Here is a 19,321-nt window from a genome sequence, read left to right on the forward strand (position 1 = left end):
GGGTTACCGCCCGGCGCCAAGGATGACCAGCAGTAAGGGAATGATGTGAAGCGAAGCAGTACGCTGTCACCGCTGTTAACAGGCGCCTTTGGGCTCCTGGCCCTGTGTATCACTCCAGCAGCCTGGTCGGCCGACGATATCGACCCGCAGCTGCGCAGCATCGGGCCGTCGCGTCTGCGCGACGCCCCCGAAGCCATACCTGCTCGCCCGCCTTCCGGGCAGGCCGAAGCCGACGGCGACCGCCTGGGCATGGCCGAAGCCGTGCTGCTCGCGGCGCAGTGGCACCCGAGCATCGCCGAGGCCGTCGGTAACCTGTACAAGCAAGGCGAAGGCATCAACGTGGCCCGCGCCGGTTACTACCCGCAGGTCACCGGGGGTATACGCGCAGGGTATGACACCGGGTATGGCAACGACCGGGGCAGCCAGGCGCTGAACCTGTCGCTGAAACAGATGCTCTACGACTTCGGCAAGGTCGACAGTGCAGTGAACGCGGCAAAAGCCGCGGCAGCACGGGCACAAGCCAATATCTTGCTGGTGGTGGACGAACTGGCCCGCGACACCGCCTACGCCTGGATCGAAACCCGTCGCTACGAGCAGTTGATGGCCATTGCCCGCGATCAGATCCGTGGCATCGGCGCCATTGTCGGCCTGGCACGCCAACGCAGCGACATGGGCGCGAGCACCCGGTCCGACGTGGTCCAGGCCGAGTCCCGGGAAGAAGGAGCACGCGCGACCTTGGAGGAGTACCAGTCGCAATACCAACGCTGGCGCTCGACACTTGCCGCGCTGCTCGGGCGCATGTCCCCGCCGGCGCTTGCCGAAGCGCCTCCGGCCGAACTGAACCAGGCCTGCAAACGGCCAGAGCAGGGCGACGACCGCCTGCCCGCCGTGCTCATGGCGCTAGCCCTGCGCGCGCAGTCCCAGGCCGAGCTGGCGCAAGCCAAGGCCGAGGCCTATCCGACCCTGTCGCTGCAACCGCAGGTCAACCATTACCTGGACAACGAGTACGACCGCGACAACTCCCGCCTCGACCGCACGCAGGCCGGGATCTACCTGAACCTTGAGGTGCCGATCTACCAGGGCGGGGCCATCAGCGCCCGCACCCGAGCTGCCGGCCATGCCCTGACTGCGGCCGATTCGGCGGAAGATGCTGCCCGCCTGCAGGCCCGTCGCGGGCTGGCCGAAGCCAAGGCGCAGACCTCTGGATTGGGGCGGCGACTCAGCTCGCTCGAAGCACGCCAGACCAGCATTCAGGAAGCCCGCGAGCTGTACGGTCGCCAGTACCTGGACCTGGGTACACGGCCCTTGCTCGACCTGCTCAATGCCGAGCAGGAGATCTACCAGTCACGCTTCGACCTCGCTGGCACACGCGCCGACCTGCTGCGCCTGGATGTTGATTGCCTGTACAACAGTGGCGCCCTGCGCACAGCCTTCGGGCTGGAAGGGCGCAACCTGCAAGGGGTGCAGATCGAGCCATGAATGAAACCATCAACCTTGCCCAGCCCGCGCAGGCCACCGTCCAGACCGGGCATCCGGACCTGGGGCCGTGGCTCGAAGCCATGCTGCAGGTGGCGCACCACTACCGTCTTGATGTCTCACCCCAGCGCATACACCTGGCCGCTGTGGAAGATGCCCGGCCGCTGGACGAAATCCTACGTCACATGGCCCGCCAGGCGGGGCTTACCCTGCGCTTCACCCATTTCGATGGCAAAGGCCTACGGCAATGGCGCACGCCCTTGGTGCTGGAGCTGGACGACGGCCAGCTGGCCGTGGTCGAGTCGGTGACCCAGGACGACGAACTGGCGGTGGTCTTCGCCGGCGACCAGGGCCTGGCCTCGCGGGTATCGCAGGGCACGCTGGACGGGCGGATATCCCGTGTCGCATTGCTCCGCCCCGCTCGCCCCCTGCGCGACGTTCGCACCGACGACTACACCGCGCCTTACGACCGCCACTGGTTCGCCCGCATCGTGCTGCGCGACCTGCGCCCCTATGGCCAGGTCATGGTCGCCTCATTGGTAGCCAACGTGCTGGCCTTGGCTGGCGTATTGTTTTCCATGCAGGTGTACGACCGGGTGATCCCTGCCGAGTCATTGCCGACGCTGTACGTGCTGTTCGCGGGGGTGGTGCTGGCGCTGGTGTTCGACCTGAGCATGCGCTTGCTCAGGCTCAAGGTGACCGACCTGCTGGGCAAGCGCGCCGACCTGCGGGTCAGCGACCTGGTTTATGGCCATGCCCTGCGCCTGCGCAACTCGGCGCGGCCCAAGTCCACCGGCTCGTTCATCTCGCAGTTGCGCGAGCTTGAGCAGATTCGCGACCTGATCACCTCCAGCACCGCCTCGGTGCTGGCCGACCTGCCCTTCTTCCTGCTGTTCCTGTTGGTGTTCTGGCTGATCGGCGGGGTCCTGGTGCTGATTCCCCTCGTCGCGCTGCTGGCCATGCTGCTGCCTGGCCTGCTGGCGCAGCGGCGCCTGGCCGCATTGGCCAATGCCTCGATGCGCGAGTCGGCGCTGCGCAACGCCATGCTGGTGGAAAGCATCCAGGGCCTGGACGAGATCAAGGCCCTGCAGGCAGAGGCGCGCTTCGAACGCCAGTGGAATCAGTACAACACCGCTTGTGCCCACAGCAACCTGCGCCTGCGCACCTTGACCAACGGCCTGGTGACCTGGACCCAGAATGTCCAGGGTGCAGTGTTCGCCGTGGTCATCGTCATCGGCGCCCCCATGGTGATCGCGGGCGACCTTACCACTGGTAGCCTGGTGGCGGCTTCGATGCTGTCATCGCGCATGATGGCGCCACTGGCCCAGTTGACCCATGTATTGACCCGCTGGCAGCAGGCCAAGGTGGCCCTCAAGGGCCTGGACAATCTCATGCAGTCGCCGGTGGACCATGCCGAAGGCGAGGCGCGCGTCCACCTGCCGGCCCTGCGTGGGGAATACCGGGTGCGCCAGGCGATCTTCCGCTACAGCCCCGAGGCGGCACCGGCGCTGACCATCGGCCAGCTGGACATCCAGCCCGGCGAACGCATCGCCCTGCTGGGGCGCAACGGTTCAGGGAAATCCACCTTGCTCCAGGCCTTGGGCGGCGCCATGGACCTGATGCAAGGCGAGCTCAACCTCGACGGTATTGCTCTGGCCCACCTGGACCCAGCCGACCTGCGCCGCGACGTAGGCTTGCTGCCCCAGTACTCGCGGCTATTTCATGGCACCCTGCGGGAAAACCTCACCCTGGGCGCGGGACAAGCCAGTGACCAGGAACTGGTGGCCGCGCTGTCCGCCACCGGCGCGCTGGACTTCGTCCGCCGACTGCCCAAGGGCATGGACCATTTGATCCTTGAGGGCGGCCAAGGGCTGTCCGGTGGCCAGCGCCAGGCCCTGGTGCTGTCTCGTCTGCTGGTACGCCAGCCACAGGTGCTGCTGCTCGACGAACCCACCGCCTCGCTGGACGACATCAGCGAACGCCACCTGCTCGATAGCCTCGACCGCTTCTGCCAGGGCCGTACCCTGGTGATCGCCACCCACCGCCTGAACGTGCTGCAGCGGGTCGATCGGATCATCGTGCTCGACGGCGGTCGCATCGTCATCGACGACAAACGCGACGCCGCCCTGGCCAAGCTCAAAGGAGGCCAGGCATGAGCAGCCATGAACTTCCCTCGTCCTACCTGGATGGCGAGGACGACCGCGCCGTGCTGCGCGCCGGTCGCCTGATCACCCTGTGCGCGCTGATGCTGGCGGGCTTTCTGGGGTGGGCGGCGTGGTTCGAGGTGGTGGAAGTGTCCACCGGCACTGGCAAGGTGATTCCCAGCTCACGGGAGCAGGTGATCCAGTCCTTCGAAGGGGGCATCGTCACCACCATGAATGTGGCCGAGGGCGACCTGGTCGAGCGCGGCCAGGTGCTTGCCCAGTTGGACCCGACCAAGACCGCCTCCAGCGTGGGCGAAAGCGAGGCCAAGTACCGCGCGGCCACCGCCAGCGTCGCCCGCTTGCGAGCCGAGGTGACCGGCAAGCCGCTAGCCTTTCCCGACAGCCTGCGAGCGTCCCCCGACCTGATCGACGCCGAGACCGCGCTGTACCAAACCCGCCGCCAGGGCCTGGAGCAGACCCTGGCCGGCATCGAGGACTCTTTGCGGCTGGTACGCAGCGAACTGCAGATCACCGAGAACCTGGCGAAGATGGGCGCTTCGAGCCGGGTCGAAGTGATCCGCCTGAACCGTCAACGCTCGGAACTGGAACTCAAGGCCAACGAAGCACGCTCCGACTACCTGGTACGCGCCCGTGAGGAGCTGGCCAAGGCCAGCGCCGAGGCCGACAGCCTGGCCGAGGTGATCCGTGGGCGCAGCGACTCGCTGACGCGCCTGACCTTGCGTTCCCCAGTGCGGGGCATCGTCAAGGACATCGAGGTCAACACCTTGGGGGGCGTGGTACAGCCGGGCGGCCAAGTGATGAAGATCGTGCCGATGGACGAGCGGCTGCTGATCGAAACCCGCATCGCCCCCAGGGACATCGCATTCATCCACCCCGAGCAGGCCGCCAAGGTCAAGATCAGTGCCTACGATTACTCGGTGTACGGCGGCCTGGACGGCAAGGTGGTGGGGATTTCGCCCGACACCTTGCAGGATGAAGTGAAACCGGAGATCTACTACTACCGAGTGTTCATCCGCACCGAACAGGACAGCCTGCAGAACAAGGCCGGCAAGCGCTTCGCGATCGTACCGGGGATGATCGCCACGGTGGATATCCGTACGGGCGAGAAGACCATCCTCGATTACCTGATCAAGCCACTGAACAGGGCGCGTGAGGCGTTGCGGGAGCGTTAAGGTCTGTCGATGTTTTTTTGGAAGGAGTGAGATCGAGCGTCGCGCGGTCCGCGCTCGATTCACCGCAGAAAATCCAGAATCGTACACCCCCACCCTCCCCCAACCTAAAGCCAGGCGATAACACGCCGATAACCCGGCATCCCCTCTCTGAACGAAGGTCACCATGGCCACGCAAAACGCCCGCGCGGACGCGTTGTCCCTGCTGCTGTTCACCCTGCGCAGCGGCAAGCTGATGGCAATCAACCTGCTCAAGGTCAGCGAAATCATCCCCTGCCCGCCCCTGACTCGGTTGCCTGAATCGCACCCCCACGTCAAAGGTGTGGCCACCCTGCGCGGCAACTCGCTGTCGGTGATCGACCTGTCCCGTGCCATCGGCGAGCGGCCGTTGGCCGACCCGGACGGCGGCTGCCTGATCGTCACCGAGATCAGCCGCTCGCGCCAGGGCCTTCATGTACAGGCGGTCAGCCGCATCGTTCATTGCCTGAGCACCGATATCAAGCCGCCGCCCTATGGCTCGGGCAATCGCTCGTTCATCACCGGCGTGACCCGGGTCGACAACACGTTGGTACAGGTGTTGGACATCGAGAAAGTCATCCACGGCATCGCCCCGCCCGAACCTGAGGCACACCCGGGCGAGGTGAGCGAGCAAGATGCCAGTCTGCTGGCCGCGGCCAATATCCTAGTGGTGGACGACAGCCAGGTAGCGCTGCAGCAATCGGTGCATACCCTGCGCAACCTCGGCATCGAGTGCCACACGGCCCGCAGCGCCAAGGACGCCATCAATGTCCTGCTGGAACTGCAAGGCACCGCCCAGGAAATCAACATCATCGTCTCCGACATCGAGATGTCCGAGATGGACGGCTACGCCTTTACCCGGACCCTGCGCGAAACCCCGGACTTCCAGCACCTGTACATCCTCCTGCACACCTCGCTGGACAGTGCCATGAGCAGTGAAAAGGCCAGGCTGGCAGGAGCCAATGCCATCCTCACCAAGTTCTCCTCGCCAGAGCTTACCGATTGTCTGGTGGTGGCGGCGCGGGCGGTGGCGCACACCGAGCACTGATATATTCAGCGACAATCTCCCCGGCTTGCCGCCGGGGACGTGTAAGGCATAATCACGCCCCTCGGATGTTTCTTGCCGGTATTGCGTATGAAGTTTTTCAGCTCGCTCCTTATCTCCTGCACCCTGTTCAGCGGTGCAGCCCAGGCCTCCAGCAGCCAGGCCTGGAACGAACAGCGCCAGCAGATGCTCAAGGCTTGTCTGGCCGCCAGCCAGTTCAAGGATGCCCACGCCCGCGGCAAGCCTGCGGAGTTCGATGATCAGGTCGGTTTCAGCGCCCTGCTGATCGAAGGTGTCTATCCGCAGAAACACATGCAGCAACGCACAGGCACCGAGTTGTGCCTGTACGACCGCCAGCATCAACGAGCCTTCGTCAGCGAATGGAGCCCGGGAGCTCAGTGAACGACCGTCTGCGTTTTGCCTGTACTGGCTGTGGCAAGTGCTGCACCGGCCACCATGTCCCCCTGACACTGGATGAAACCCGCCAGTGGGCAGCGTCCGGCGGCCAGGTCATCATCTTGATCGAAGGCTTCGTGGCCGACGGCCCTGGCATGCCCATCGAGCAGCGCGAGCACGTGCTGCGCCGCTCCCTGGCGGTGCCCTGCGGCAGCGGCGAGGCACGGGTCTCGGTGACCTTCGCGGCGTTCAACCCAGGCCGTTGCCGGAATCTGGACGATAACGACCTGTGTACCATTTATGAGTCACGCCCGCTGGTGTGCCGCATTTACCCGGTGGAGATCAACCCGCACATCCCCCTGCGCCCCGAAAGCAAGGACTGTCCGCCCGAAGCATGGGAACAGGGGCCCACGCTGATTCATGGCACGCTACCGGTCGACCCGCAACTGGTGGCACTGGTGGAGGCTTCACGCCAGGCCGACCGCGACGACATCGCCGCCAAGGTTGCCCTGTGCCAGGCGCTGGGCATCACCACCAGTGCACTCAAGGGCCGTGGTTTCACGGCTTACTTGCCGAACATGGACGCCTTCGCCACAGCCCTTCGACAGGAATTTCCTGCTGTGCAGACCGCCTGGACCCTCCATGTACCTGATGCCGAACTGGCGGTCGCCCTAGGCGACCTGGGTCTGCAAACCACCGCTGAAACATCGGACTATTACGCCTACATCGGATTCTGATTCAGCGCTTGCCCTGCATGGGTAAACAATCCGTTTACCCACCCCGCCCGATGTCATCCCCTTCCTACACCTCGTGTCGCCCTGCGTCCTACATACCCAGGAAGCGTTTTCCCGTAACGTTCTAATCCATCACAACGGCTTCAGATATTGCGCCCGACACGGCCAACTCGACTTAGCAGTCAACTGCGCAAGAAGTTGCGCACTCAAATGTGAATAAACCTGTGCATACATTCCTGTAGGCCTTAAGAAATATGGCGTACAGGAAACTGCGCAACTTTTTGCACACCACTGCGCAAGAAGTTGCGCACTTTGCTGGTATTTCGTTGCACAAAAGCCCCTCATTGAAACGACTTAACCTTTAGAGCCCGCGATATATAAGGACTCGCCTGGAATTGGCACGTTTTCTGTATTAACCAGACATGGGAAAGCGGAAATTTCCCAGTCGATATCGACTTATCCACAGCAAGGAGAGCAGCACCATGGCAACACCCGCGTACATGTCCGTCACCGGCGAAAAACAAGGCCTGATCACCGAGCGCGCGTTCACCGTCGAGTCGGTGGGCAACACCTACCAGGAAGGCCACGAGGACGAGGTGATGGTCCAGGCCTTCGACCACCAGGTGATCATCCCCCGTGACCCGCAGTCCGGCCAACCGACCGGCCAGCGCGTGCACAAACCGGTGAAGATCACCAAGGTCTTCGACAAGACTTCGCCGCAGCTGCTGGCGGCCCTGGCCTCCGGCGAGCGCATGACCAAGGTCGAGATCAAGTGGTACCGCACCTCGGCGGCCGGTACCCAGGAGCATTACTACACCACCGTCCTGGAAGACGCGATCATCGTCGACATCAAAGACTACATGTACAACTGCCAGGACGAAGCCAACGCCCACTTCACCCACCTGGAAGACGTGTCCTTTACCTACCGCAAGATCAGCTGGACCCACCTGATCTCCGGAACTTCTGGCTCCGACGACTGGCGCGCCCCGGTCACAGGCTAAACCTGGATCACACCGCTGCCTGCCGCGTTCGCGCGGCGGGCTGCGGTCGTTTTCACTACGTTTTCCTAAAGGAGGACAGGGATGTTTGCCGCCGCGAACCAGACCCATTTCAGCTTGCACATCGACGGCCTGGAGCACGATTTCCAGGTCCTCGCCTTCAACGGCACGGAAGCCATCAGCCACGCCTATGCCATTGACCTCGAGCTGGTCAGCGAACGCCCTTCGCTGGACCTGGAACGCCTGCTGCACAAACCCGCCTTCCTCCAGCTCGGCGATGCCGGCCGTGGCCTGCACGGCCTGATCTATCGCGCCGCCCAGGGCGAGTCGGGCAAGCGCCTGACCCGCTACCAGGTCACCCTGCGCCCGCAGCTGGCGTACCTGGACCACCGCATCAACCAGCGCATGTTCCAGCACAAGACCGTGCCGCAGATCATCGCCCTGGTCCTGGAGGAGCATGGCATCCTCGCCAATGCCTACCAGTTCCAGTTGGGCGCGCAGTACCCGCAACGCGAATACTGCGTGCAGTACGACGAGTCCAACCTGCACTTCATCCAGCGCTTGTGCGAAGAAGAAGGCATCCACTATCACTTTCGTCACCGCGCCGACGGCCACCTGCTGGTGTTCGGCGACGACCAGACGGTGTTTCCCAAACTGGCCCCGGTCAGCTTCCAGCACGACGCCGGGCTGGTCGCCGACACGCCGATGATCAAGGGCTTCGCCCTGCGCCTGGAAACCCGCACCAGCAGCGTCACGCGCCGCGACTACGACTTCAAGAAGCCGCTGATCCAGCTCGAAGGCGAGGCCGTCAGCCACGCCGAGCCGGACCTTGAAGACTACGACTACCCCGGCCGCTTCCTCGACCGCGCCCGTGGCAAGCACCTGGCCACCCGCGCCCTGGAGCGCCACCGCAGCGACTTCCGCCAGGCCGAGGGCCGCAGTGACCAACCGCTGCTGGCCAGCGGGCACTTCCTGGCCCTGGCCAGCCACCCCAACGCGGCCTGGAACGACCTCTGGCTGCTGCTCGCCGTGCACCACCAAGGCCGCCAGCCGCAGGTGCTGGAAGAAGTCATCACCAGCGACATCGACGCGAAGCACGACGGTTTCCAGCAGGGTTACCGCAACACCTTCACCGCCACGCCGTGGGACGCCCCGTACCGCCCGCCGCTGCGCCACCCCAAGCCCCGGGTGCTGGGCGACCAGCGCGCCGTGGTCAGCGGCCCGGCCGGCGAAGAGATCTACTGCGACGAATACGGCCGCATCAAGGTGCAGTTCTTCTGGGACCGCGAAGGCCAGGCCGACGACAAGTCCAGCGTGTGGCTGCGCGTCGCCTCCGGCTGGGCCGGCCAGGGCATCGCCGGCCTGCAGTTGCCCCGCGTGGGCATGGAAGTGCTGGTCAGCTTCCTTGAAGGCGACCCCGACCAGCCGCTGGTGACCGGCTGCCTGTACCACGGCGTGAACATGCCGCACTACAAGCTGCCCGACCTCAAGACCCTGGCCACGATCAAGAGCAAGGAATACAAGGGCAGCCGCGGCAACGAACTGCGCATCGACGACACCACCGGTGAAATCAGCATCGCCCTGCGCAGCGACCACGGCGCCAGTGCGCTGAACCTCGGCTACCTGACCCACCCCCGGCCGAGCGGCGGCGCCCCGCGCGGTGAAGGTTTCGAGTTGCGCACCGACCGCCACGGCGCCGTGCGCGCCGCTGGTGGCCTGCTGATCACCACCGAGCCCCGGCCGAACGAAGCCAGGCACCACAAGGACCTGCCCGAGACGGCCGAGCGCCTGGCCACCGCCAGCGAGCAGCAGGACAGCCTGGCTGAACTGGCCAAGCAGATGCAGGCACAGGAGCCAGGCGATCAGGACGAGGTGGCCAAGCGACTGCACGAGCAGCATCAGGGCATTCTCGGCAGCGGCCCGGCCAACCAGAGCGCCAATGAGTTTCCCGAACTCACCCAGCCGCACCTGGTGCTCGCCAGCCCTGCCGGCATCGCCCTGACCACGCCAGGGCCGACGCACGTGTCGACCGGTGAGCACCTGGCCCTGAGCAGTACCGGGCACACCAGCCTGTCGATCGGCAAACGCCTGCTGGCCAGTGCCAGCCAGGGCATGCGCCTGTTCGTGCAGAGCCTGGGCTGGAGACTGGTGGCGGCTGCGGGCGACATCGATATCCGCGCGCTGAAAGACAACATCAACCTGCTGGCCAAGCTCGACATCACCGCCAATGCCGACCGCATCGTGCTAACCGCCAAGACCGAATTGGTCGTGCAAGGCGGCGGCAGCGCCACCACGTACAACGCGGCGGGTATCACCCACGTCACCAGCGGCAACTACACCGCCCACGCGGCGCAGTTCGCCCACATTGGCGCGGCGAGCATGGCCGGCACCTTCCCCGAACCACCGAAGCCAGGCAAGGGCGCACTGGAGCTGTTCAACCTGTACGCCAATGCCAAAGGCATCAAGGCCGGGGATTACGAAGTCACCGATGCCCTGGGCAAGGTGTTCAAGGGCAGCCTCGACGGGCAGGGTTTCAACGCCGTGTCCGGCGCCGCGCCGGGGCCGGCCTGGGTCAAGTTCGGCGACGACACCAACGCACCCTGGACCCCCTCCAGCTATGTCGGCGTGATCAACTGGCCGCTGCAGCTGCCGGACGCGCCCAGCATGCCAACCCTCGTGGAATACCTAGCAGACAGCGTGCCCTTGGCCGCGGATGGCGAGGGCGGGCTGTTTGCCAAGGCCAAGCAACTGACCAGCAGCGGCATGAGCCTGCTCAAGAGCGGCCAGGACGCTCTGCAAAGCACGCAACAGGTGCAAGGCGCGCTCGCCAACCGGCCCTCTCTTCCAGCACTGCCCGAGTTCAAGGCCCTGAGCCCGAGCGCCGTTACCGACCTTCTGCCTGGTGAACTGATTTCATGACCGATATCCCCGAAAAACAACGCCCGGCCCAGGCAGCGGTCGTTCCCCTGGACCAGATCGGCGTCGAGGACGTCAGCCGTGGTGCCGCCGTGTTCGACGCCTGGCTACGCGACATCAGCCATGGCTACGTCAACCTCGAACGGCTCAAGGACGCCGCCGAGATGTTGCCGGTCATTGGCAACATCATGGCCCTGGTCGATGCCGTGGGCGACATCGTCAACCTGGCGACTGCCGACCAACCGGACCCATGGGACTGGCTCAGCCTGGGCATCAACCTGATCGGCGTGGTGCCAGCGCCACCCACCATGGCCTATGCCCGCAAAAGCCTGCGGCCGATGCTGGTGCTTGCCCGCCAGGAAGCCAAGCAGGTGCTCGGCGACTCGCTGATCGAGATTCTGGTCGGCCACCTCAACGCCACGATCATTGGCGAGCTGGACACGTTCCTGGGCGATGCCGAAGCCCACCTCACCGAGGTGATGACCGAAGCGGCCAAGACCGGTGAGAAGCTGGTCAACAACACCGCTGATGCCATTGACGCGATCATCCTTGGCAAGCTCGACAGCCAGGGCGACTTGAAAACGGCTGCCACGCAGTTGCAGAAAGTCAGCGAGACCATGACGTCAGACCCGCAGGTCTCCCTCGAAAACGCCTTCGGAGCCCTGAGCAATGCCTACTCGGCAATGAGCAAGGGCGCGGCCAACATGGTCATGGGTAATGTCGTGCCCACCCGTGTGCAGCAGGCAGTGCTCGGCTACACCGCGCAGTTCCGCAGCCTGGGCGCGCAGATGAGCAAGCAGATGCTCAACCTCACCAGTCTGGCCAACCCCAACTCCATCGCCAGCATGCGCCTGATCCTGCACAAGAGCAGCACGATCTGGCACGCGCGCAACCCCAAGGCAGTGGCCGGCAACGTCAAGGAAGGCAGCACCTCACAAGCCAGGCATCAGAAAGGTGATGGCCTGCTCGAAGCCACGGCCAACCAGGGCCCGGCCAAGGGTGCCGCCAACGACAAGAAGAACGTCGTCTGCACCAGCACCTGCAACCGCATCAACTTCGCCGTGGGCAGCGAGTCGTTGCACCACACCGACTTCAGCCTGTCCGGCCCGTTCCCGGTCACGTGGACTCGCACCTACAACTCACGCCTCGACAAGCTGGACAACGGCATCCTCGGCGCCCGCTGGATCACCGAGTTCACCACCTGCATCGACGTGGTCGACAAAGGCCTGCTGTTCCACGACATGGACGGACGCAGCCATGCCTTCGCGCTGCCGAAAAAGGGCAAGCCGCAGTATGACGCAGTCGAGTACTTCACCTGGGTGCGCACCGGTGAGCAGCAACTGGTGCTGCTGCGCGGCCTGGGCCGCCGGGAAACCTATGCCCGTCACGGTGACCGCTTCTACCTGACCCATATCCAGCTGCGCAGTGGCGCGGGGGCGATGCTGCATTACGAGCATCGTCACCACGACCAGCCGGTGCTGTCGGACATCAACACCTATTTCGACAACGACCCGAACAAGGTCCACCTGCAACTGGGCACCCTGCTCGACGATCACGGCCACATTCAAGGCTTGTGGCAGGTGGTCGACGGCAAGCCGCTGCGTCAGCTGTGCGGGTATCACTACGATGGCCAGGGCGACCTGATCGGCGCCCAGGATGAAAACGGCGCCGCCTGGCACTACCGCTACCGCCATCACCTGATCACCCGTTACACCGATCGCACCGCGCGCGGCTTCAACCTGGAGTGGGACGGCAGCGGCCCCCATGCCAAGGCCATTCGCGAGTGGGCCGACGATGGCAGCTTCGAAACCCGCCTGGCATGGGACACGCGCATCCGCCTGACCTACGTCACCGACGCCCAGGGTCAGGAAACCTGGCATTACTACGATGCCCAAGGCTACACCTACCGGATCAAGCACCCGGACGGCAACTCCGAATGGCTGTTCCGCGACGCACGCAAGAACGTCATCCGCCACGTCCATGCCGACGGCAGCCAGGACCGTTACGCCTACGATGAGCGCAGCAATCTGCTGCAGCACATCCGCCCCGATCACAGCGTCGAGCACTATGCCTACGACGACCACGACCAACTGATCAAGATTCGCGATGCCGAGGGCGGGCTGTGGCTGCGCGATTACGACGCGCGCGGCAATCTGGTCGAGACCACCGATCCGCTGGGCAACAAGACCGAGTTCGCCTATACCCCGGCGGGCTTGGTCAAGGCGATCAAGGACGCCAACGGCAACGAAAAGACACTCGCTTACAACGACGCCGGCCAGTTGCTGGCGTACACCGACTGCTCAGGCAAGACCAGTGTTTGGGCCTACAACGCCTTCGGCCAGTTGATCGAGTTCGCCGATGCACTAGGCAACAAAACCGCCTATGAGTACAAGACCGGTCAGTTGGCCAAGGTCTCCCACCCTGACAAGACCGAAGAGCGTTTCGACTACGACGCCGAAGGTCGCTTGCTGGCTCACTCCGATGGCCTTGATCGTTGCACCACTTGGTCCTACACCGCCGCCGGCCTGCTGGCTGAGCGCATCGACGCCAACGAGCACACCCTGCGCTACCGCTGGGACAAGCTCGGACGCCTGATCGGCCTGGAGAACGAAAACGAAAGCAAGGCGACGTTCTTCTACGATCCAGTAGGTCGTTTGCTCCAGGAAACCGGATTCGATGGTCTGGTGACCCGCTACCAATACGACCCGTATTCCGGTCGCCTGGCCTCCACCCAGGTCGGCCAACGCCGCATCGACCTGCGCTTCGACCGCATGAACCGGCTGGTCGAACGCACCGCACGCCTGGGCGATCAGAGCCAGACCGAAACCTTCGCCTACGACGGCAACGGCAAGCTGATCCAGGCGATCAACGCCGTCAGCAAGCTGCAGTGGTTCCATGATGAGGCGGGCAACCTGACCCGTGAGCACCAGCACTACCTCGCAACTGGCACGCCGATGGTTGCGGTCTGGCAGCACACCTACGACGCGCTCAACCAGCGTATCTCGACCCTTCGCCCGGATGGACATAAGGTCAGTTGGTTGACGTATGGCAGCGGGCATCTGCTGGGCATGACCCTCGACCATCACGAGATGTTAGCTTACGAGCGTGATGACCTGCACCGTGAAGTCGTACGGCACCAGGGCAACAAGCTCATGCAAACCCAGGCCTGGGACCCGGCCGGGCGCCTGCAAGAGCAGTGGTTGGGCAGCCACGATGGCCCATCCACGCTGCTCAAGCGTCAGTACCGTTACGACGCTGCGGGCCAATTGACCAACATCCACGACACTCGTCGTGGCCAGTTGGAGTATCAATACGATCCGGTTGGCCGCCTGCTCCAGGCCACCAGCCGCCTGGGCGTCGAGACCTTCGCCTTCGACCCGGCTGGCAACCTGCTGGATCAGAAAACCCAAGAGCTGAACCGCCCGCTGGAAGCGGACCCACGTCGCAACAAGCTGATGGACAACCTGCTGCGCGAGTACGCCGGCACCCACTACAAGTACGACGAACGCGGCAACTTGGTGCACCGCTTACAAAACGGCGCGCACGCCCACTTCACCTGGGACCTGTTCGACCGGTTGGCCAGCTACAGCGACGACAAGCTCAAGGTCGACTTCGCCTACGACGCCTTGGGTCGACGTCTGTACAAGAACTCGGTCGCACATTACTGGGATAGGCCGGAAGCGGGTACCGGCTGGAACCAGATGCAGCGAGCCAAGCGCCAACGTGAACTGGGTTGCGGATTCACCCTGTTCGGCTGGGACGGCGACACCCTGGCCTGGGAAAGCTCACCGCCAAGGGACGATGGCGATACCGGGCGTACCGTGCATTATCTGTATGAACCGGGCAGCTTCGTGCCGGTGGCCCAGGCCCTGCGCAAGCGCCCGATCGTGCTCCACAGGCAGCCGGATTGGCGCCAGCGGGAGTACGACTTCGAACAGGATCCGTTGTGGCAAACGACGATGCCGCCGCAGGCGTTCGATGCGATTGCCTGGTACCACTGCGATCACCTCGGCACGCCGATGGAGCTGACCGATCCGCACGGCAACGTTGCCTGGGCGGGGCAGTACAAGGCGTGGGGTGAGGTGCGGGAGGAGCGTTCGGAGTGGGCCAGGCAGCATGGACTGGGTAACCCGATCCGCTTCCAAGGGCAGTACCACGATCACGAGACGGGGCTGCACTACAACCGCTATCGGTACTATGATCAAAAAGCGGGGCATTTTATCACTCAGGATCCTATTAGCTATGTCGGCGGCTTAAATCTCTTTTTATATGCACCTAACCCAACTGGCTGGATTGACCCCCGAGGTCTAGCACGACATGACTCCAATGGAAAATATTGTCAAGAGCTCAAGCAAAAAATCGCGAACATCAAGTTATCAGTGGAAAAAAGATGGCACGAACTTGAAACTGACGAAATGCAACTTCCTGAGTATATTGGGCCTGGCGAACGCTTATATCAGACTAAGCGAGGCCACAGGAAGCTGATAAACAAAGAGGACAACAACCTTCGTAGATTAGAGCTGGAGCATGAGTTAAGCTGCTCGGCAAAATACGATACAAAAAAAATTTGCAAGTGCCCATAAAATGGCAAACAAGACTATGAACATGTTTTCCGAACTGTTATCAGCCTTACAAAAAGCTGACGGCAAAAAAATTAGAAAAGAAGTTGCCCAGCTTGCGGACAGGTACGAACAATTGTTATTCGAAATCGACGGAACCAGCGACGAATCTGTTGATTTTATGCTATCAATCTTTTCCGATGAGCGTTTGTTTAACAAACCAGGAATGGATATCTTCGTATTGAAGGCAGGAACCGAATTTTTCTGCATGACCGATGAGCAAAAGAGCAAGATATACAATGCATTACTTAACGCCTACCATAAATGTAGTAACTTAGACTATTGTTGGGCGACTGGTGATTTGATTGCTCGAAATTTCAATAGGAAATGTGCACTGCATTTTTTTTCTCAAACGTTCGTTTGCGCCACTAAAAATGGCAAGGAAGGTATAGCTCTCGGACTGGACGTTATTGCACGGCAAGAGGGGCGAAACCAGCAGGTGAAGGAAATTATCGCCCGGATTTTACGCTCTGGCTGAAAAGTGAGCGTCAACTAGGCTCTGCACGAGAAGAGATTTCGCAAGCACCGCATGGAACAAGCCAGCTAAACGACTGCTCAATTGCTTGGACAAACACGACCCCGCCGGCAACCTGTTGGACCAGGAATGCGGCAACCTGGTGCACCGCTTACAAAACGGCGCGCACGCCCACTTCACCTGGGACCTGTTCGACCGGTTGGCCAGCTACAGCGACGACAAGCTCAAGGTCGACTTCGCCTACGACGCCCTGGGTCGACGTCTGTACAAGAACTCGGTCGCGCATTACTGGGATAGGCCGGAAGCGGGTACCGGCTGGAACCAGATGCAACGGGCCAAGCGCCAACGTGAACTGGGTTGCGGATTCACCCTGTTCGGCTGGGACGGCGACACCCTGGCCTGGGAAAGCTCACCGCCAAGGGACGATGGCGATACCGGGCGTACGGTGCATTACCTGTATGAACCGGGCAGTTTCGTGCCGGTGGCCCAGGCCCTGCGCAAGCGCCCGATCGTGCTCCACAGGCAGCCGGATTGGCGTCAGCGGGAGTACGACTTCGATCAGGATCCGTTGTGGCAAACGACGATGCCGCCGCAGGCGTTCGATGCGATTGCCTGGTACCACTGTGACCACCTCGGCACGCCGATGGAGCTGACCGATCAGCACGGCAACGTTGCCTGGGCGGGGCAGTACAAGGCGTGGGGCGAGGTGCGGGAGGAGCGTTCGGAGTGGGCCAAGCAGGTCGGGATGAGTAACCCGATTCGCTTTCAGGGGCAGTATCACGATCATCAAACTGGGCTGCATTACAATCGACATAGATACTATGATCCCGATGTAGGGCGGTTTGTCAGCAAGGATCCGCTAAGCTACGGCGGAGGAGTAAATATTTTCCTTTACGTGGCTAACCCTACCGGAATGATTGACCCGCTGGGGCTTTGCAGTTCGAAGCTCAACAATGCATTAGGAGGGATTGCGGGCGACCACCTTCAAGCTCACCATATCGTTCCTGAACAGATTTGGAAAAACCACACATCATTCTTTGTCTCTATAGGCCTCGGCGGGGATGTGGACAAGAAACAGAATGGAGTTCTAATGCCGGATAGGGAGGGCAAAGCAAAACAAATGGGGCGCATGCTCTATCATTGCGGAAGCCATGCTAAGTACAGTGCGGGGGTTGATTTCGAGGTGTCTAGAATCTCGGCCGCTCATTCTGCGGGAATGATTAATAATTCTACTGCGCGGGATAAAATTGCGGCGCTACAAAATAGGAACAGGATGTTGCTACAAGCTCCCGGTGCTCCTGGTATTGCACCTAAACGCTTAGAATAAGGGGTAAAAATGAAATTCTACATGATGAGCCAGAAAAAAGACTCTGGTTGTCCTTTGGGGCTTCTTGATGCCACCTTGTACGACACGATTTATGAAAATTGGGGGGAGGTGGAATATGGCGCCTTCCCTTGGTACGCTAATTCAGCGAGGCACCACCCTCATGAAAAAATGCCTGAAGGCATGGTCCTAGTGGGAGCCGGGAAAAAGTACTGTTTTGGTGCGCGCCGACTAATTAACGATCTATACGCAATTAGTGATAGTTTTTATAATGCGTGTGAAAAGTCCGGGGTGGTTTTTCAGGATGTTGTTCGCGTTAGCTTTAAGGTAGGAGGAGGTAGAAGGGAAAACCCCGGTGCTTATCATGTGGCTGTTTTTAAGTCATACGCAATTGAAGAGGTTATAAAAGGTTCTTTAGGTTTGGTGCGCGACGAGTACAATATGGTGGAGTCATTTGGCAAGTTGGAGTTGAATGATGTTGGGAATGCTGTATTTAAGATATCTGGCCTTTCTCCTTATATAAATACTTTATTTTGCAGTGAAGAATTTAAAAATAAAGCCGAAGAGGTAAAAGTCTTGGGTGTCGATTTTTACTCCATTGAAGAGTGGGGGTCGGAGAAGATATATCCTTTGTAATTAAGTTTGCCTTGTTTTTAGGTCAGGATTGTAGGGCGCTCGGTGGGTACAGCTCGGTGGGGCGTCTGCTCAAAGTCATCAGCCGCCCCTACTTGGAAATTTTCGCCTTCGATTCAAATAGCAACCTTCGGGATCTGAGTCGATGGCAAGCCGCTTCGTCAGTTGTGCACTTACCATTACGACGGCCAGGGCGACCTGATCGGCGCCCGTGACGAAGATGGCGCCGCCTGCACAGTCGGTACCGCAATCATCGGATCACGCGGTCCAATGATCGCGTTGAGGGCGGCTTCATCTTGGAATGGGATGGCAGTGGTCCCCGTTCCAAGGCCAGCGCCGAATCGAGCTGCGTTTTGACCGCATGGGCCGCGTGGCCGCGCTCACCGCCCACCTGGCCGAGCAGAACCAGACCGAGACCTTCGCCTTCGACGCCACCGGCATCCATTACAAGTACGACGAACGCGGCAACCTGGTGCACCGCTTACAGAACGGCGCGCACGCCCACTTCACCTGGGACCTGTTCGACCGGTTGGCCAGCTACAGCGACGACAAGCTCAAGGTCGATTACAGCTACGACGCCCTGGGTCGGCGCTTGCACAAACATTCGGTGGCGCACTACTGGGATCGGCCGGAAGCGGGTACTGGCTGGAACGAGATGCAGCGCGTTAAACGCCAGCGCGAACTGAACTGTGGTTTCACCCTGTTCGGCTGGGACGGCGACACCCTGGCCTGGGAAAGCTCACCGCCAAGGGACGATGGCGATACCGGGCGCACGGTGCACTACCTGTATGAACCGGGCAGCTTCGTGCCGGTGGCCCAGGCCCTGCGCAAGCGCCCGATCGTGCTGCACAGGCAGCCGGATTGGCGTCAGCGGGAGTACGACTTCGATCAGGATCCGTTGTGGCAAACGACGATGCCGCCGCAGGCGTTCGATACGATTGCCTGGCACCACTGCGATCACCTCGGCACGCCGATGGAGCTGACCGATCCGCACGGCAACGTTGCGTGGGCGGGGCAGTACAAGGCATGGGGTGAGGTGCGGGAGGAGCGTTCGGAGTGGGCCAAGCAGCATAGTCTGGGTAACCCGATCCGCTTCCAGGGGCAGTACCACGATCATGAGACAGGGCTGCATTACAATCGACATAGATACTATGATCCCAATGTAAGGCGGTTTGTTAGCAAGGATCCCATCGGGCTCGTCGGCGGCATTAACGTCTATCAGTACGCGCCCAACCCGACGCAGTGGATTGACCCGCTGGGGCTGGCTCGATACCCTTGCGATCCGTGCTCGAAGTACGATGTTGGTACCTACGACGATCTCAAGAAGCGTTCCGCTTCTGGCGACGGTCTAGA

Annotated in this window: 11 protein-coding genes and 3 pseudogenes; all 14 read left to right on the top strand. The window is 61.8% G+C overall.

Features of this window, described 5'->3' with window-relative positions; translation table 11 throughout:
• The first annotated feature begins 45 nt into the window (after positions 1-45).
• A complete protein-coding gene (locus tag VXM67_RS22505; RefSeq protein ID WP_023382264.1) occupies positions 46-1,479 on the top strand; it encodes a TolC family outer membrane protein in 1,434 nt (477 codons plus the stop codon).
• Positions 1,476-3,632: a type I secretion system permease/ATPase gene (locus tag VXM67_RS22510; protein ID WP_023382265.1), complete on the top strand. Its 2,157-nt coding sequence runs from the start codon at positions 1,476-1,478 to the stop codon at positions 3,630-3,632. Before VXM67_RS22505 ends, VXM67_RS22510 begins: the two co-directional genes overlap by 4 nt.
• The gene (locus VXM67_RS22515) at positions 3,629-4,813 is read left to right on the top strand and encodes an HlyD family type I secretion periplasmic adaptor subunit (RefSeq protein ID WP_023382266.1); all 1,185 of its coding nucleotides are present in this window, start codon (positions 3,629-3,631) and stop codon (positions 4,811-4,813) included. Before VXM67_RS22510 ends, VXM67_RS22515 begins: the two co-directional genes overlap by 4 nt.
• A gap of 163 nt (positions 4,814-4,976) precedes the next feature.
• Positions 4,977-5,876 (top strand): chemotaxis protein, encoded by a 900-nt coding sequence (locus VXM67_RS22520; RefSeq protein WP_023382267.1) that lies wholly within the window; start codon positions 4,977-4,979, stop codon positions 5,874-5,876.
• Between the two features lie 87 nt (positions 5,877-5,963).
• Positions 5,964-6,275: a hypothetical protein gene (locus VXM67_RS22525; RefSeq protein WP_023382268.1), complete on the top strand. Its 312-nt coding sequence runs from the start codon at positions 5,964-5,966 to the stop codon at positions 6,273-6,275.
• Entirely contained in the window at positions 6,272-7,006 is a 735-nt protein-coding gene (locus VXM67_RS22530) for a YkgJ family cysteine cluster protein (RefSeq protein ID WP_023382269.1), read from the top strand. Before VXM67_RS22525 ends, VXM67_RS22530 begins: the two co-directional genes overlap by 4 nt.
• A 479-nt stretch (positions 7,007-7,485) precedes the next feature.
• A complete protein-coding gene (locus VXM67_RS22535; RefSeq protein WP_023382270.1) occupies positions 7,486-8,004 on the top strand; it encodes an Hcp family type VI secretion system effector in 519 nt (172 codons plus the stop codon).
• An 81-nt stretch (positions 8,005-8,085) separates the two neighbouring features.
• The gene (locus tag VXM67_RS22540) at positions 8,086-10,920 is read left to right on the top strand and encodes a type VI secretion system tip protein VgrG (RefSeq protein WP_367237381.1); all 2,835 of its coding nucleotides are present in this window, start codon (positions 8,086-8,088) and stop codon (positions 10,918-10,920) included.
• The gene (locus VXM67_RS22545; RefSeq protein WP_367237382.1) at positions 10,917-15,500 is read left to right on the top strand and encodes an RHS repeat-associated core domain-containing protein; all 4,584 of its coding nucleotides are present in this window, start codon (positions 10,917-10,919) and stop codon (positions 15,498-15,500) included. Before VXM67_RS22540 ends, VXM67_RS22545 begins: the two co-directional genes overlap by 4 nt.
• A gap of 22 nt (positions 15,501-15,522) precedes the next feature.
• A complete protein-coding gene (locus VXM67_RS22550; RefSeq protein ID WP_148299932.1) occupies positions 15,523-16,014 on the top strand; it encodes a hypothetical protein in 492 nt (163 codons plus the stop codon).
• Positions 16,015-16,144: 130 nt separating this feature from the next.
• A pseudogene (locus VXM67_RS22555) lies at positions 16,145-16,945 on the top strand (RHS repeat-associated core domain-containing protein); the annotation flags it as partial.
• Positions 16,946-16,996: 51 nt separating this feature from the next.
• Positions 16,997-17,338: pseudogene (locus tag VXM67_RS22560) on the top strand (AHH domain-containing protein); the annotation flags it as partial.
• Positions 17,339-17,347: 9 nt separating this feature from the next.
• Positions 17,348-17,971, top strand: a complete 624-nt coding sequence (locus VXM67_RS22565; protein ID WP_023382275.1) for a hypothetical protein — start codon at positions 17,348-17,350, stop codon at positions 17,969-17,971.
• A 56-nt stretch (positions 17,972-18,027) separates the two neighbouring features.
• Positions 18,028-19,235, top strand: a pseudogene (locus VXM67_RS22570) (RHS repeat-associated core domain-containing protein); the annotation flags it as partial.
• Positions 19,236-19,321 lie beyond the last annotated feature (86 nt).

Source organism: Pseudomonas sp. Rh2 (assembly GCF_040762985.1).
Classification (GTDB): Bacteria; Pseudomonadota; Gammaproteobacteria; order Pseudomonadales; family Pseudomonadaceae; genus Aquipseudomonas; species Aquipseudomonas taiwanensis.

Coding starts and splice junctions, on each gene's coding strand:
- VXM67_RS22510 (WP_023382265.1), top strand. CDS start 1,476: ATGAATGAAACCATCAACCTTGCCCAGCCCGCGCAGGCCACCGTCCAG.
- VXM67_RS22515 (WP_023382266.1), top strand. CDS start 3,629: ATGAGCAGCCATGAACTTCCCTCGTCCTACCTGGATGGCGAGGACGAC.
- VXM67_RS22520 (WP_023382267.1), top strand. CDS start 4,977: ATGGCCACGCAAAACGCCCGCGCGGACGCGTTGTCCCTGCTGCTGTTC.
- VXM67_RS22525 (WP_023382268.1), top strand. CDS start 5,964: ATGAAGTTTTTCAGCTCGCTCCTTATCTCCTGCACCCTGTTCAGCGGT.
- VXM67_RS22535 (WP_023382270.1), top strand. CDS start 7,486: ATGGCAACACCCGCGTACATGTCCGTCACCGGCGAAAAACAAGGCCTG.
- VXM67_RS22540 (WP_367237381.1), top strand. CDS start 8,086: ATGTTTGCCGCCGCGAACCAGACCCATTTCAGCTTGCACATCGACGGC.
- VXM67_RS22545 (WP_367237382.1), top strand. CDS start 10,917: ATGACCGATATCCCCGAAAAACAACGCCCGGCCCAGGCAGCGGTCGTT.
- VXM67_RS22550 (WP_148299932.1), top strand. CDS start 15,523: ATGTTTTCCGAACTGTTATCAGCCTTACAAAAAGCTGACGGCAAAAAA.
- VXM67_RS22565 (WP_023382275.1), top strand. CDS start 17,348: ATGAAATTCTACATGATGAGCCAGAAAAAAGACTCTGGTTGTCCTTTG.